The sequence below is a fragment of the Enterobacter cloacae complex sp. S1 genome, from assembly GCF_014930525.1.
Lineage (GTDB): Bacteria > Pseudomonadota > Gammaproteobacteria > Enterobacterales > Enterobacteriaceae > Enterobacter > Enterobacter hormaechei_C.
In genome coordinates, this window is sequence record NZ_JADBRE010000004.1 from 12,221 (window position 1) to 26,326 (window position 14,106).

Genomic DNA, 14,106 nt, shown 5'->3' on the forward strand with positions numbered 1-14,106 from the left:
ACTCTTTATTTGTCAGTAGAAATCAGGACAGTTTGTGGCACCGGTCGACCAAAACGGTTTCCCACCACAAACGCCAGTAAACTTAACAGTAACGAAGGCACGATCGGATGGAAGCCCAGATACTGAATTTTAAACGTGGCGAGAACAGCATACAGGACGCCCCCGACAATCATGCCGCTTAATGCACCCGCGGCATTCGCGCGTTCCCAGTAGAGCCCCAGCACCAGCGGCCACAGGAAAACGGCCTCCAGCCCACCAAAGGCGAGCAGGTTCAACCAGATGATCATCTCCGGTGGACGCCACGCGGCCAGCAGCAGCAACGCCCCCAGCACCAGGGTAATCACCGCCGACATGCGCTTGAGGCGTCGCTCATTTTCGACCTGTTCAGGGCGCAAATTCAGATAGAGATCTTTAATGATCGTAGCGGAACTTTGCAGCAACTGAGCGTTGATGGTCGACATAATGGCCGCCATGGGTGCGGCGAGGAAAATCCCGGCGGCAAACGGCGGAAGCACTTTCACCATCAGGGTTGGAATGACCAGATCCGGTACGGTAAGGTCAGGGATCACCGCGCGTCCCAGCGCACCCGCCAGGTGCATACCGAACATCAGGATCGCCACCACAATTGTCCCGATAATGATCCCGCGGTGCACCGCTTTGCTGTCTTTATATGAGATGCAGCGCACGGCGGTATGCGGCAGGCCAATCACGCCAAAGCACACCAGTACCCAGAACGAGGTCATAAAGGTTGGAGAGAGGATGTCATCAGCCCCCTGCGGTGAGACCAGTTTCGGATCGATCGCTTCCAGGGTTTCAACCGCATGGCTCAGGCCCCCTGCGGCATGCACGATACCCACCAGCAGAACGAGGGTGCCAATGAGCATCACCATCCCCTGCATCGTGTCGTTGAGTACGCTGGCGCGGAACCCGCCAAATGCGGTATACAGCGCGATACTCACACCGAAAATGACCAGGCCCGTCTCATAGGGGATCCCGGCTGCCGTCTCCAGCAGTCGCGCCCCGCCGATAAACTGCACCGTCATTGCGCCAATAAACGCCACCAGCAGGCTCAGGCTTGCCAGCCATACCAGCAAGCGACTCTGATAGCGGGCAAACAGCATATCGTTCAGCGTTACGGCATTGTAGCGACGGGCCAGAATGGCAAACTTTTTACCCAGTATGCCCAGAGAGAGCCAGATGGCAGGCAGCTGGATCATGGCCAGCAGTACCCAGCCCAGCCCGTACTTATAAGCGGCGCCGGGGCCACCGATAAACGAGCTGGCGCTGATGTACGTGGCGGTCAGCGTCATGGCCAGCACGACGCCACCCATTGAGCGGCTCCCGAGGAAATACTCGTTCAGAAAGGTGCCGGTCGAACGTTTACGCATCGCATAAACCGACAGGCCAAACACCAGGAACAGGTAAGCGATAAGGGGCAGAATGACTTCAAGCTGCATCATCGTCCTCCAGTGAAATATCGCGATAGATGAATTTCACCATCGCCCAGCACAGCAGGATAAACACCAGCGGCAGCAGCAGGCAGGCCATTTCAAACCAGTGCGGGAGGCCGGTAATGCCAATCGCCGAATCAGGTAAGTAAGCAGTTACTAACCACGAGGCGAGATAGAGAAGGGTCAGCCACAGCGCCCAGCGCGCTTCTTTATGGGCCTGAACAAAACGTTTGTCCATTTTTTGTCCCTTGTGGATGAAGAAAGCGGGGATTGTACATGATGGGGCTTAGCGATCCCCAGAAATAAAAAAGGCCGGATAATCCGGCCTTTTAGCAACACTGGTCTCTTACTTCTCGTTCAGACCGAGTTTTTTCTCCAGGTAGTGGATGTTAGTCCCACCATTCTGGAAGTGCTCGTCGCTCATAATGCGCATCTGGAGATCAACGTTGGTTTTGATCCCGTCGATGATCAGCTCCTGAAGGGCGTTCTTCATGCGGGCAATGGCCACGTCACGGTTTTCGCCGTAGCAGATCAGCTTACCGATCATTGAGTCATAATACGGCGGTACGGTGTAACCGGCGTAGATATGGGACTCCCAGCGCACACCAAAGCCACCCGGCGCGTGGAAACGCGTGATTTTACCCGGGCTTGGCAGGAAGGTGTTCGGGTCTTCGGCGTTGATACGGCACTCTACCGCATGGCCTTTAACCACAACTTCTTCCTGTTTGATGGACAGCGGCTGACCGGCTGCGATACGCAGCTGTTCTTTGATCAGGTCAACGCCGGTGATCATTTCGGTAACCGGGTGTTCAACCTGAATACGGGTGTTCATCTCAATGAAGTAGAACTCGCCGTTTTCGAACAGGAACTCAAAGGTACCCGCCCCGCGATAGCCGATATCGACACACGCTTTAGCGCAACGCTCGCCGATGTAGCGACGCAGTTCAGGCGTAATGCCCGGCGCTGGCGCTTCTTCGACCACTTTCTGGTGACGACGCTGCATGGAGCAGTCACGTTCTGCCAGATAGATCGCGTTACCCTGACCGTCAGCCAGCACCTGAATTTCGATGTGGCGTGGGTTTTCCAGGTATTTTTCCATGTACACCATGTCATTGCTGAAAGCCGCTTTCGCTTCCGCTTTGGTCATGGAGATGGACTGCGCCAGTTCAGCATCGCTGCGTACAACGCGCATACCGCGACCGCCGCCGCCTCCGGACGCTTTGATGATCACCGGATAGCCAATGCGTTTAGCATGGGCGCGGTTAGCATCCATATCGTCGGTCAGCGGGCCGTCAGAGCCCGGTACGGTTGGCACGCCGGCTTTTTTCATCGCGGTGATGGCAGACACTTTGTCACCCATCAGGCGAATGGTGTCGGCTTTCGGGCCAATGAAGATAAAGCCAGAGCGTTCAACCTGCTCAGCAAAGTTGGCGTTCTCAGAGAGGAAACCATAACCCGGGTGAATCGCGACCGCGCCAGTGATTTCGGCGGCGCTGATGATCGCCGGGATGTTCAGATAGCTTTTTACGGACGGAGCCGGACCGATACAGACCGTCTCATCCGCCAGCAATACGTGTTTTAAATCGCGATCCGCGCTTGAGTGCACGGCCACGGTCTTGATGCCCAGTTCTTTACAGGCACGAAGAATACGCAGTGCAATCTCGCCACGGTTGGCGATAACAATTTTATCCAGCATGTTCGCCTCGTTACTCGATGACGACCAGCGGCTCGTCAAATTCTACCGGCTGACCACTTTCGACCAGGATCGCTTTCACAGTACCTGATTTGTCTGCTTCGATCTGGTTCATCATTTTCATGGCTTCAACGATGCACAGGGTATCGCCTACGTTGACTTTCTGACCCACTTCGATGAACGCCTTCGCGTCCGGGCTCGGGGTGCGGTAGAAAGTACCAACCATTGGGGAACGTACGATGTGACCACTGATTTCTGTTGCAGCCGCAGGTGCCGCTTCTGCTGCCACTGGCGCAACGGCTGCGGAGAGCGCAGGCTGCTGCACTGGCGCAGCGTAAGCTTGCTGCATTACCGGGAAGCTAGCGGCCGGGGCTGCACGGCTGATGCGTACAGACTCTTCGCCTTCAGAAATTTCCAGTTCGGAGATGCCTGATTCTTCAACCAGCTCGATCAGTTTTTTAATCTTACGAATATCCATGAGTGGGTTCCGTACTCTTGTTTAGTGTGATTGTGACAAGCGTTTTACCGCTGTCTGTAAAGCGTATGAATAGCCGTCTGCACCCAGCCCACAAATCACGCCAGCGGCGATATCTGACAGGTAGGAATGGTGGCGGAACGGCTCTCGGGCGTGCACGTTACTCAGGTGGATCTCGATAAACGGGATACTCACCGCGAGCAGTGCGTCGCGTATAGCAACACTGGTGTGCGTAAACGCGGCCGGATTGATCAGGATATAGTCCACAGTGTCTTTAGCCTGATGAATACGGTCGATGATTGCGTACTCCGCGTTTGACTGAAAATGGTCCAAATCCACATTCAGCGAGGCTGCTTCCGTACTCAGACGGTTAACAATTTCGCTCAATGTCAGCGTGCCGTACTTCTCTGGCTCACGGGTGCCGAGCATGTTCAGGTTCGGACCGTTCAATACTAAAATTTGGAATTTGTCAGCCATTGTGCCGCTATCTCCTGCGATTTTCGGGTAAAAAACAACATATACCCTCAAAGCGCAATTGTCACCCTTTCAGAGGCCTAAAACCCCTGTCCGGAAAACCGAAGTCGCACATTATAACGATTTCGTAGCATTTGGCAGCTAAATACTGGTCTTATCAGGGAAGATTATCAACCGCTATCCGAAAAAGATTCGCGGTTGATAAATAATCTGCGGGAAAACGCACAGTTTCGTGAACTATCGCAACCACTGGCGGAACTTCTTGTAACGCCACGCTAAAAGAGCCAGGGCCAGCAGGGCGTAGATGACCGGCTGAGGGGATAAAATCTTCACCGACCACAGGTAATGAATAGGGGCGAGGATCGCGACAAGATAGACGAAGTTGTGCAGCAGTTGCCAGCGTCGACCCAGTTTTCGCTGCGCATACTGCGTGGATGTCAGCGCCAGCGCCAGTAAAACCAGCCAGCTTACGATACCCAGCGTCAGATAGGGACGCGTCACCAGTTCGCTGCCAAGGAGTGCCAGGTTGTTAATGCCCAGTTCCAGCAGGGCGTAGCTGGTGAGATGCAGCGTCGCCCAGGCAAAACACCATAGCCCTAAAAGCCGACGGGTGCGTATCAATAATGGCTGTTTAGCGTAGCGCGCCAGCGGTGAGACGAGCAAGGTCGCCAGCAAAAATTTCAGAGCCATCCGACCCGTAAAATGCTGAATATCTTTCGCCGGATCGGCACTGAACTGTCCCTGGCTGGCTGCCCAGAAGAGCCAGATAAAGGGGAGCAATCCTGCTAAATGCAGGAGTACCTTCAGCCAGGTTATCTGCTTTGCCGTTAAACGCACTTAGAAGTTCTCCCGTAAATTCAGCCCACGGTAGAGGGGTGCCACCTCATCCGCATAGCCGTTAAACAGCAGCGTTGGCTGGCGTTTAACATCCAGCGCGCCGCCGGAGCCGATAAAACGTTCCGTTGCCTGCGACCAGCGCGGATGGTCAACGTGCGGGTTAACGTTGGCAAAAAAACCATACTCGTCAGGCGCTGCCAGGTTCCAGGTGGTGGGGGGGCGTTCACGGGTGAGCTTAATGCTGACGATCGATTTGATGCCCTTGAAACCGTATTTCCACGGTACGGTCAGGCGAATGGGCGCCCCGTTTTGCGGCGGCAGCGCTTTGCCGTAAACCCCAACGGTAAGCAGCGTAAGCGGATGCATGGCTTCGTCGAGACGTAAACCTTCAACGTAGGGATACTCCAGCCCGCCGCCGATAAACCGATCCTTCTGGCCTGGCATCTCGTCCGGGGCGTAGCGCGTCTGGAAGGAAACATACTTCGCGTTGCTGGTGGGCTCAACCAGCGCCAGCAGTTTATGCAAAGGGAAACCTACCCACGGCACCACCATCGACCAGGCTTCCACACAGCGCATACGGTAAATGCGTTCTTCAAGTGGGAAGCGGGTGGTGAGGTCATGATGATCCAGCGTCAGCGGTTTTGCCACCTCGCCATCTATCTTCAGCGTCCAGGGATCGGTTTTCATGCTCCCGGCGTTGGCGGCAGGATCGGCCTTATCGAGACCAAACTCATAGAAGTTGTTATAGCCGGTGACTTTATCTTCCGGCGTCAGCGCCAGTTTATTCTGCCACTGCGTCGGTTTGGTGAAGTTAAGCGGTGCGCCGGAGGGGGCTTTCGGGCGATCGTTGCCCTTAAACCAGTCGAGCAGATCGGCATGGGCCGCAGGGGTGAGCGTCAGGGTGGCGGCGCTGATGCCAAGCATTTTCAGGATCTGGCGGCGCTGTAGCATAAAGACAGATTCAGACGTTACGTCGGCTTCCGTCAGTTTTCGGGTTTTCATGGCATCCTCCGTCAGGCGTTTTTCTAAGCATGACGGAGGAGGAGGGTTAGCGCGAATATGTCACGAAAATTTGAAGATTAGGCGATTTTAACCAGCGCACGTCCGTGGAACTGGTTGTCCATGATTTTATTGGCGAACTCTGGCGCCTGGCTCAGGGTAATCTCAGTGGCGCTCTGGTCAAAGAATGAGGCTGGCAGATCCTGCACCAGACGTTCCCAGGCCTCAGCCCGCCGCTCGGCTGGGGTCATGACCGAATCGACACCCTGAAGACGCACATTACGCAGAATAAATGGCATCACCGTCGTCGGCAGGGCAAAACCGCCCGCCAGACCACAGGCCGCCACGCAGCCGCCGTAATTCATTTGCGCCAGCACCTTCGCCAGCACTTTGTCGCCGACGGTATCTACTGCGCCAGCCCAGACCTGTTTTTCCAGCGGGCGGGTCTCGGCGAATTCATCGCGGCTCAGAATGCGGCTTGCGCCCAATTGACGTAGATAATCATGCGTACTTTCGCGGCCTGAGACAGCGGCGACCTGATACCCCAGCTTGTGCAGCAGCGTGACGGCCGTGCTGCCCACGCCGCCGCTGGCGCCGGTGACGACAATTTCGCCAGAGTCAGGGCGGATCCCGGCCTCTTCCAGCGCCATCACGCACAGCATGGCGGTGAAACCTGCCGTGCCGATGATCATCGCCTTACGACCGTCCAGGCCTTTCGGCATCGGGACCAGCCAGTCACCTTTTACGCGCGCCTGCGCTGCCAGTCCGCCCCAGTGGTTTTCACCTACGCCCCAGCCGGTGAGCAGCACCTGCTGTCCGGCGTGAAAACGTGGATCTTCACTGGTATGCACGCGGCCTGCAAAGTCGATTCCTGGCACCATCGGGAAATTTCGGATGATTTTACCTTTTCCCGTAATGGCCAGCGCATCCTTATAGTTCAGGCTGGACCAGTCGATATCTACGGTCACGTCGCCCTCCGGCAGGCGGCTCTCCTCGATGGCTTGCACTGAGGCAACGGTTTTGCCGTCCTGCTGTTCTAAGATCAAAGCCTGCATACACGGTCCTCACTAGGTTTGATGATGGGAAAATACGTTCTGATGACTATACTCGCTCAATGAAACGCAGTGCCGATTTAACGCAATAAATTGCCAGATACGCCAGGTTTGGTAGTATGCCGCATTTGAAATGCAAGTTAGTGCTCACTTGCACCCCCCTTCAACCCACGGAGTAATCTCAAGGATGCGATTAACGACGAAGTTCTCAGCTTTTATCACCTTGCTGACGGGGCTGACCATATTTGTCACGCTAATCGGCTGCTCGCTGAGCTTTTACAATGCCATCCAGGATAAGCTGGTTAACCGGGTTGAATCGGTTGCATCGGTTATCGACACTCGCCTGATTGCAACCTCCTTCCCGGCGCTTTCGCGTGAGCTGGATGAGTTAATGGTGCCTGTGGATATCGTGCAGATCGACATTAAACAGGGGAAGCAGACCGTTTTCAGCCATACCCGCCAGGGCAGCTATCGTCCTGCCGGCACGGTAGATCAGTATCGGGACGTCACGGTTAATTCACTTAAACATCCGGGTATGACAATTCATCTGATGTACCAGGATCCGATGAGCAACTATTTACGCTCGCTTATGACCACCGCGCCCTTAACCATCGCCGTTGCCTTTATCGTACTGCTGATTTTCCTCGCCGTTCGCTGGCAGCGTCGTCAACTTTCCGGCCAGGAACTGCTGGAAACACGCTCCGTGCGGATACTGAATGGCGAACGGGGTCCGCAGGTGCGGGGATCGGTTTATGAATGGCCATCACGCACCAGTAGCGCCCTGGACGTGCTGCTCTCCGAAATCCAGTTTGCCAGCGATCAGCGTAGCCGTATGGACACGTTGATTCGCTCTTACGCCGCGCAGGATAACAAAACGGGCCTCAACAACCGTCTCTTCTTTGATAATCAGCTGGCTACCCTTCTTGATGACCCCGAAAAGGTGGGTACGCATGGCGTGGTAATGATGATTCGCCTGCCCGACTTCGATCTGCTCAGTGATACCTGGGGTCAGCGCGTGGCGGAAGAGAACCTCTTTACGCTGATTAACCTGCTGTCCACCTTTATTATGCGCTACCCCGGCGCGTTACTGGCACGCTACCACCGCAGCGATTTTGCCGTCTTGCTGCCGCATCGCACCTTAAAGGAGTCCGAGAGTATCGCCAGCCAGCTGCTGAAAGCCGTCGATGCGCTGCCCCAGAGCAAAATGCTCGACAGAGACGATATGGTGCATATGGGCATCTGTGCCTGGCGCGGCGGTCAGTCGACGGAGCAGGTGATGGAACATGCGGAAGCGGCCACGCGTAACGCCGTATTGCAGGGGGCGAACGGCTGGGCAGTCTATGATGATACGCTGCCGGAGAAAGGGCGCGGCAACGTGCGCTGGCGAACCCTGATTGAACAGATGCTTAGCCGGGGCGGACCGCGCATCTATCAAAAACCGGCGGTCATGAAGAATGGTCATGTTCATCATCGTGAGCTGATGTGCCGTATTTTTGATGGCACTGAAGAGGTTATCTCCGCGGAATATCTGCCCATGGTGTTGCAATTCGGATTGTCCGAAGAGTATGACCGTCAGCAAATCACCCGCCTCATTCCGTTTTTATCGTACTGGCCTGAAGAAAATCTGGCTTTACAGGTGACCGTCGAATCGCTGATCCGTCCGCGTTTCCAGCGCTGGTTACGTGACACGTTAATGCAATGCGAAAAATCGCAACGCAAACGCATTATTTTTGAACTTGCAGAGGCAGATGTAGGTCAACACATCAGCCGGTTGCGCCCGGTAGTGCGTTTAATCAATGCGCTTGGGGCTCGCGTGGCGGTAACCCAGGCGGGTTTGACGCTGGTGAGCACCCGCTGGATCAAAGAGCTGGATGTTGAATTATTGAAGCTGCATCCGGGTCTGGTAAGGAATATTGAAAAACGCACGGAAAACCAGCTGCTGGTACAAAGCCTGGTGGAAGCGTGCAAAGGAACGCAAACGCAAGTATTTGCCACAGGCGTACGTTCACGTAGTGAATGGCAGATGTTGACAGAGCGCGGCGTGACGGGCGGTCAGGGGGATTTTTTTGCCGCCTCTCAGCCGCTTGACACCAATGTGAAAAAATATTTGCAAAGATACTCTGTTTGACCTGCCGTTTACTTTGTTTTCACGTAGAATATCGCGCCTGTAGCTTTGAGTAAGACGAGCATAAAAGCCAGTGAACGACCTTTAGTGGGTTACAAGTGTAAGTGAGGGACGCTGCTGTTTACTCAGCCCTGAGGGATTCAGGGGATGAATTTGTAACAAAGGAAACGTGCTGCACTAATTTTCACCGTAGCAGACGATTTTTGCGCCTTGTCGCTGCTGCGTGTGGTTGGTAAAGTAAGCGGATTTTGTTTTCCGCCCCAGCTTTCAGGATTATCCCTTAGTATGTTGAAAAAATTTCGTGGCATGTTTTCCAATGACCTGTCCATTGACCTGGGTACCGCGAATACCCTTATTTATGTAAAAGGACAAGGCATCGTATTGAATGAGCCTTCCGTTGTGGCCATTCGTCAGGATCGTGCCGGCTCGCCAAAAAGCGTGGCCGCAGTAGGTCATGATGCGAAGCAGATGCTGGGCCGTACGCCGGGCAACATCGCCGCGATCCGCCCTATGAAAGACGGCGTTATTGCTGACTTCTTCGTGACCGAAAAAATGCTTCAGCACTTCATCAAGCAGGTTCACAGCAACAGCTTCATGCGCCCAAGCCCGCGCGTGCTGGTGTGTGTGCCGGTTGGCGCAACCCAGGTTGAACGCCGTGCGATCCGTGAATCCGCTCAGGGTGCCGGTGCGCGTGAAGTGTTCCTGATTGAAGAACCGATGGCTGCGGCAATTGGTGCGGGTCTGCCGGTTTCTGAGGCTACCGGTTCTATGGTGGTGGATATCGGTGGCGGTACCACTGAAGTGGCCGTTATCTCCCTGAACGGTGTGGTGTACTCCTCTTCCGTGCGTATCGGCGGCGACCGTTTCGACGAAGCCATCATCAATTACGTTCGCCGTAACTACGGCTCTCTGATCGGTGAAGCAACCGCAGAGCGCATCAAGCATGAAATCGGTTCTGCCTATCCGGGTGATGAAGTACGCGAGATCGAAGTTCGCGGTCGTAACCTGGCGGAAGGCGTGCCACGCGGATTCACCCTGAACTCCAACGAAATCCTGGAAGCGTTGCAGGAGCCGCTGACCGGCATCGTGAGCGCGGTGATGGTTGCGCTGGAACAGTGCCCGCCAGAGCTGGCCTCCGATATCTCCGAGCGCGGTATGGTTCTGACCGGTGGTGGTGCGCTGCTGCGTAACCTCGACCGCCTGTTAATGGAAGAGACAGGTATTCCTGTCGTAGTTGCAGAAGATCCACTGACTTGCGTCGCCCGTGGTGGTGGCAAGGCGCTGGAAATGATCGACATGCACGGCGGCGACTTGTTTAGCGAAGAGTAGTCGGGTGTGAGAGGGTAGCAATTCGCTACCCTTTCTCTCTGACGCGAGAATACGCATAGCCTATGAAGCCAATTTTTAGCCGTGGCCCGTCGCTACAGTTTCGCCTGATCCTGGCGGTTCTGGTTGCGCTCGGGGTCATTATTGCCGATAGCCGCCTCGGTACGTTCAGCCAGATCCGAACGTACATGGATACCGCCGTCAGTCCTTTCTACTTTATTTCAAATGGTCCCCGTGAACTGCTCGACTCCGTGTCGCAAACGCTCTCATCGCGTGACCAGCTCGAACTCGAAAACCGTGCGTTACGCCAGGAACTGCTGCTGAAAAATAGCGAGCTGCTGATGCTGGGGCAATATAAGCAGGAAAACGCCCGTCTGCGCGAACTGCTCGGCTCGCCGCTGCGCCAGGATGAACAGAAAATGGTCACCCAGGTAATCTCCACCGTAAACGATCCGTACAGCGATCAGGTGGTGATTGATAAAGGCAGCGTGAACGGCGTATACGAAGGTCAGCCTGTCATCAGCGATAAGGGCGTCGTGGGCCAGGTTGTGGCGGTTGCCAAACTGACCAGCCGCGTGCTGCTGATTTGCGATGCCACCCATGCACTGCCGATTCAGGTGCTGCGTAACGATATTCGCGTGATTGCCGCCGGTAATGGCTGCACGGACGATCTGCAACTGGAACACCTGCCCGCCAACACGGATATCCGCGTGGGCGACGTGCTGGTGACGTCCGGTCTGGGCGGTCGTTTCCCTGAGGGCTACCCGGTTGCGGTTGTCTCTTCCGTGAAGCTCGACACTCAGCGTGCCTACACTGTGATTCAGGCGCGTCCAACGGCCGGCTTGCAGCGTTTGCGCTACCTGTTGCTGCTGTGGGGCGCCGATCGTAACGGCGCTAATCCGATGACCCCGGAAGATGTGCATCGCGTGGCCAACGAACGCCTGATGCAGATGATGCCGCAGGTGCTGCCTGCGCCGGATGCGATGGGACCACCTGCACCCGTACCGGCTCCGGCGACGGGGTTAACGCAGCCGCTGCCGGATGCCCCCCCACCGCCGCAAGTCTCGGGTGGAGGGCAGTAGTGGCCAGTTATCGTAGCCAGGGGCGCTGGGTAATCTGGCTCTCATTCCTCGTTGCACTGTTGCTGCAAATTATGCCCTGGCCGGACGACATTCTTGTTTTCCGGCCAAACTGGGTATTGCTCATTTTGCTCTACTGGATCCTTGCCCTGCCGCACCGCGTAAATGTCGGCACAGGTTTTGTGATGGGTGCCATACTGGATCTTATCAGTGGCTCTACGCTTGGCGTCCGCGCCTTATCCATGAGCATTATTGCGTATCTCGTCGCACTCAAATTCCAGCTCTTTCGTAACCTTGCGCTCTGGCAACAGGCGCTGGTAGTGATGTTGTTGTCGCTCGCTGCGGATATCGTTGTTTTCTGGGCAGAGTTTTTAGTGATCAACGTCTCTTTCCGACCGGAAGTGTTCTGGAGTAGTGTAGTAAACGGTGTGCTCTGGCCGTGGCTGTTCCTGCTGATGCGTAAAATTCGCCAGCAGTTTGCCGTGCAATAAAAGGTTTCTATGACGTCTTTGTATCTTGCCTCCGGTTCTCCGCGTCGCCAGGAACTGCTCGCGCAGTTGGGTGTCTCCTTCGAACGCATCGTTACCGGTATCGAAGAAAAACGTGCTGAGGGTGAAAGCGCTCAGCAGTATGTCTCTCGTCTGGCGCGTGAAAAAGCGCAGGCGGGCGTTGCATGCGTGCCGCGTGACTTACCGGTGCTGGGTGCGGATACCATCGTCATTCTCAATGGTGAGGTGCTTGAGAAACCTCGCGACGCAGACCATGCGGCGCGGATGCTGCGTAATATGTCCGGACAAACCCATCAGGTGATGACGGCGGTAGCGCTGGCTGATAGCCAGTACGTTCTGGATTGCCTTGTGGTAACGGAAGTGACGTTCAGAGTCCTCACCGACGAGGAGATCGCCGGCTATATCGCCAGCGGTGAACCTATGGATAAAGCAGGTGCATACGGTATTCAAGGGTTGGGTGGCTGTTTTGTCAGGAAGATAAATGGCAGCTATCACGCCGTAGTCGGCTTACCGCTGGTGGAAACGTATGAGTTGCTGAGCAATTTTAACTCACTGCGTGAGGGAAGGGATAATTATGACGGCTGAATTGTTGGTAAACGTAACGCCATCGGAAACCCGTGTGGCCTACATTGATGGTGGCATTCTCCAGGAAATTCATATTGAGCGTGAAGCGCGACGCGGAATCGTAGGCAATATCTACAAAGGTCGTGTCAGTCGTGTCCTGCCGGGTATGCAGGCGGCTTTTGTAGATATTGGGCTCGATAAGGCGGCGTTTTTACATGCCTCCGATATCATGCCGCACACCGAATGTGTGGCAGGCGAAGAGCAAAAGCAATTTGCCGTGCGCGACATCTCTGAGCTGGTGCGTCAGGGCCAGGATCTGATGGTGCAGGTGGTAAAAGATCCACTGGGCACCAAAGGCGCGCGTCTGACCACCGACATCACCCTGCCTTCACGCTATCTGGTCTTTATGCCGGGGGCGTCGCACGTCGGCGTGTCACAGCGCATTGAGAGCGAAAGCGAGCGTGAGCGCCTGAAAAAGGTGGTCAGCGCCTACTGCGACGAGCAGGGCGGGTTTATTATCCGTACCGCGGCGGAAGGGATCAGCGAAGAAGATCTGGCCTCGGATGCGGCCTACCTGAAGCGCGTCTGGACCAAAGTGATGGAGCGTAAAAAACGCAACCAGACCCGCTACAGGCTGTACGGTGAGCTGGCGCTCGCTCAGCGCGTATTACGTGATTTCGCCGACGCCCAGCTTGACCGCATCCGCGTGGACTCCCGTCTGACGTATGAAGCCTTACTGGAGTTCACCGCCGAGTACATCCCGGAAATGCCGGGGCTGCTGGAGCATTACACCGGACGCCAGCCGATATTTGACCTCTATGACGTTGAAAACGAAATCCAGCGTGCGCTGGAGCGTAAGGTTGAGCTGAAATCGGGTGGCTATCTGATCATCGATCAAACCGAAGCGATGACCACCGTCGACATCAACACCGGCGCGTTTGTCGGCCATCGCAACCTCGATGACACCATCTTCAACACCAACATAGAAGCGACGCAGGCCATCGCGCGCCAGCTTCGCCTGCGTAATCTCGGCGGCATTATCATCATCGACTTTATCGATATGAACAATGAAGATCACCGCCGTCGCGTGCTGCACTCCCTGGAGCAGGCGCTGAGTAAGGACCGCGTGAAAACCAGCATCAATGGCTTCTCGCAGCTCGGTCTGGTGGAAATGACCCGGAAACGGACCCGCGAAAGCGTGGAACATGTCCTGTGTAATGAGTGTCCAACCTGCCATGGACGCGGAACGGTAAAGACGGTGGAGACGGTCTGCTACGAGATCATGCGTGAGATTGTCCGTGTCCATCATGCCTACGACTCAGACCGTTTTCTGGTCTATGCTTCCCCTGCGGTGGCGGAGGCCCTGAAAGGGGAAGAGTCGCACGCGCTGGCAGAAGTGGAAATCTTTGTCGGCAAACAGGTAAAAGTACAAATTGAGCCGCTCTATAACCAGGAGCAGTTTGACGTCGTCATGATGTAAACGCAGTTCGCTGCGAGATTTAAGGCTGACAAGGAGAGACGC

14 protein-coding genes are annotated in these 14,106 nt (G+C 55.4%); 6 read left to right on the forward strand and 8 right to left on the reverse strand.

The annotated features are described in order from the left end of the window. Positions 1 to 5 precede the first annotated feature (5 nt). The 8 genes from panF to IM290_RS02570 all read right to left on the reverse strand — a co-directional run bounded on the left by panF (position 6) and on the right by IM290_RS02570 (position 6,984). On the reverse strand, positions 6 to 1,457 hold the full coding sequence (panF, locus tag IM290_RS02535) for a sodium/pantothenate symporter (RefSeq protein ID WP_032669089.1): 1,452 nt from the start codon (positions 1,455 to 1,457) through the stop codon (positions 6 to 8). Beyond that, positions 1,447 to 1,689: a YhdT family protein gene (locus tag IM290_RS02540; protein WP_163313122.1), complete on the reverse strand. Its 243-nt coding sequence runs from the start codon at positions 1,687 to 1,689 to the stop codon at positions 1,447 to 1,449. The genes panF and IM290_RS02540 overlap by 11 nt, the downstream gene beginning before the upstream one ends. 108 nt (positions 1,690 to 1,797) lie before the next feature. Next, positions 1,798 to 3,147: an acetyl-CoA carboxylase biotin carboxylase subunit gene (gene accC, locus IM290_RS02545; RefSeq protein WP_003860388.1), complete on the reverse strand. Its 1,350-nt coding sequence runs from the start codon at positions 3,145 to 3,147 to the stop codon at positions 1,798 to 1,800. A gap of 10 nt (positions 3,148 to 3,157) precedes the next feature. Further along, positions 3,158 to 3,622, reverse strand: a complete 465-nt coding sequence (gene accB, locus IM290_RS02550) for an acetyl-CoA carboxylase biotin carboxyl carrier protein (protein WP_015572018.1) — start codon at positions 3,620 to 3,622, stop codon at positions 3,158 to 3,160. Positions 3,623 to 3,643: 21 nt separating this feature from the next. Further along, positions 3,644 to 4,096 carry a type II 3-dehydroquinate dehydratase gene (aroQ, locus tag IM290_RS02555; RefSeq protein ID WP_003860391.1) on the reverse strand — a complete coding sequence of 151 codons (453 nt, stop codon included), beginning with the start codon at positions 4,094 to 4,096 and terminating at the stop codon, positions 3,644 to 3,646. A 234-nt stretch (positions 4,097 to 4,330) separates the two neighbouring features. After that, positions 4,331 to 4,930, reverse strand: coding sequence for a protein-methionine-sulfoxide reductase heme-binding subunit MsrQ (gene msrQ, locus IM290_RS02560; protein WP_193041832.1), 600 nt, complete (start codon positions 4,928 to 4,930; stop codon positions 4,331 to 4,333). Further along, positions 4,931 to 5,932 (reverse strand): protein-methionine-sulfoxide reductase catalytic subunit MsrP, encoded by a 1,002-nt coding sequence (gene msrP / locus IM290_RS02565; protein WP_193041833.1) that lies wholly within the window; start codon positions 5,930 to 5,932, stop codon positions 4,931 to 4,933. A 77-nt stretch (positions 5,933 to 6,009) separates the two neighbouring features. Further along, on the reverse strand, positions 6,010 to 6,984 hold the full coding sequence (locus tag IM290_RS02570) for an MDR family oxidoreductase (RefSeq protein WP_015572015.1): 975 nt from the start codon (positions 6,982 to 6,984) through the stop codon (positions 6,010 to 6,012). A gap of 184 nt (positions 6,985 to 7,168) precedes the next feature. On the opposite strand from IM290_RS02570, the gene csrD reads away from it, so the two are divergent. The 6 genes from csrD to rng all read left to right on the forward strand — a co-directional run bounded on the left by csrD (position 7,169) and on the right by rng (position 14,064). Next, positions 7,169 to 9,109 (forward strand): RNase E specificity factor CsrD, encoded by a 1,941-nt coding sequence (csrD, locus tag IM290_RS02575; protein ID WP_193041834.1) that lies wholly within the window; start codon positions 7,169 to 7,171, stop codon positions 9,107 to 9,109. 282 nt (positions 9,110 to 9,391) lie between these two features. Next, positions 9,392 to 10,435 carry a rod shape-determining protein MreB gene (gene mreB / locus IM290_RS02580; RefSeq protein ID WP_000913396.1) on the forward strand — a complete coding sequence of 348 codons (1,044 nt, stop codon included), beginning with the start codon at positions 9,392 to 9,394 and terminating at the stop codon, positions 10,433 to 10,435. A gap of 62 nt (positions 10,436 to 10,497) precedes the next feature. Next, complete coding sequence (gene mreC, locus IM290_RS02585) at positions 10,498 to 11,514, forward strand: rod shape-determining protein MreC (RefSeq protein ID WP_003860400.1); 1,017 nt, start codon at positions 10,498 to 10,500, stop codon at positions 11,512 to 11,514. Then, positions 11,514 to 12,002, forward strand: coding sequence for a rod shape-determining protein MreD (mreD, locus tag IM290_RS02590; protein ID WP_003860402.1), 489 nt, complete (start codon positions 11,514 to 11,516; stop codon positions 12,000 to 12,002). The genes mreC and mreD overlap by 1 nt, the downstream gene beginning before the upstream one ends. 9 nt (positions 12,003 to 12,011) lie before the next feature. Continuing rightward, positions 12,012 to 12,605, forward strand: coding sequence for a nucleoside triphosphate pyrophosphatase (locus IM290_RS02595; protein ID WP_003860403.1), 594 nt, complete (start codon positions 12,012 to 12,014; stop codon positions 12,603 to 12,605). Further along, entirely contained in the window at positions 12,595 to 14,064 is a 1,470-nt protein-coding gene (gene rng / locus IM290_RS02600) for a ribonuclease G (protein ID WP_003860405.1), read from the forward strand. Before IM290_RS02595 ends, rng begins: the two co-directional genes overlap by 11 nt. The last annotated feature ends 42 nt before the right edge of the window (positions 14,065 to 14,106 follow it).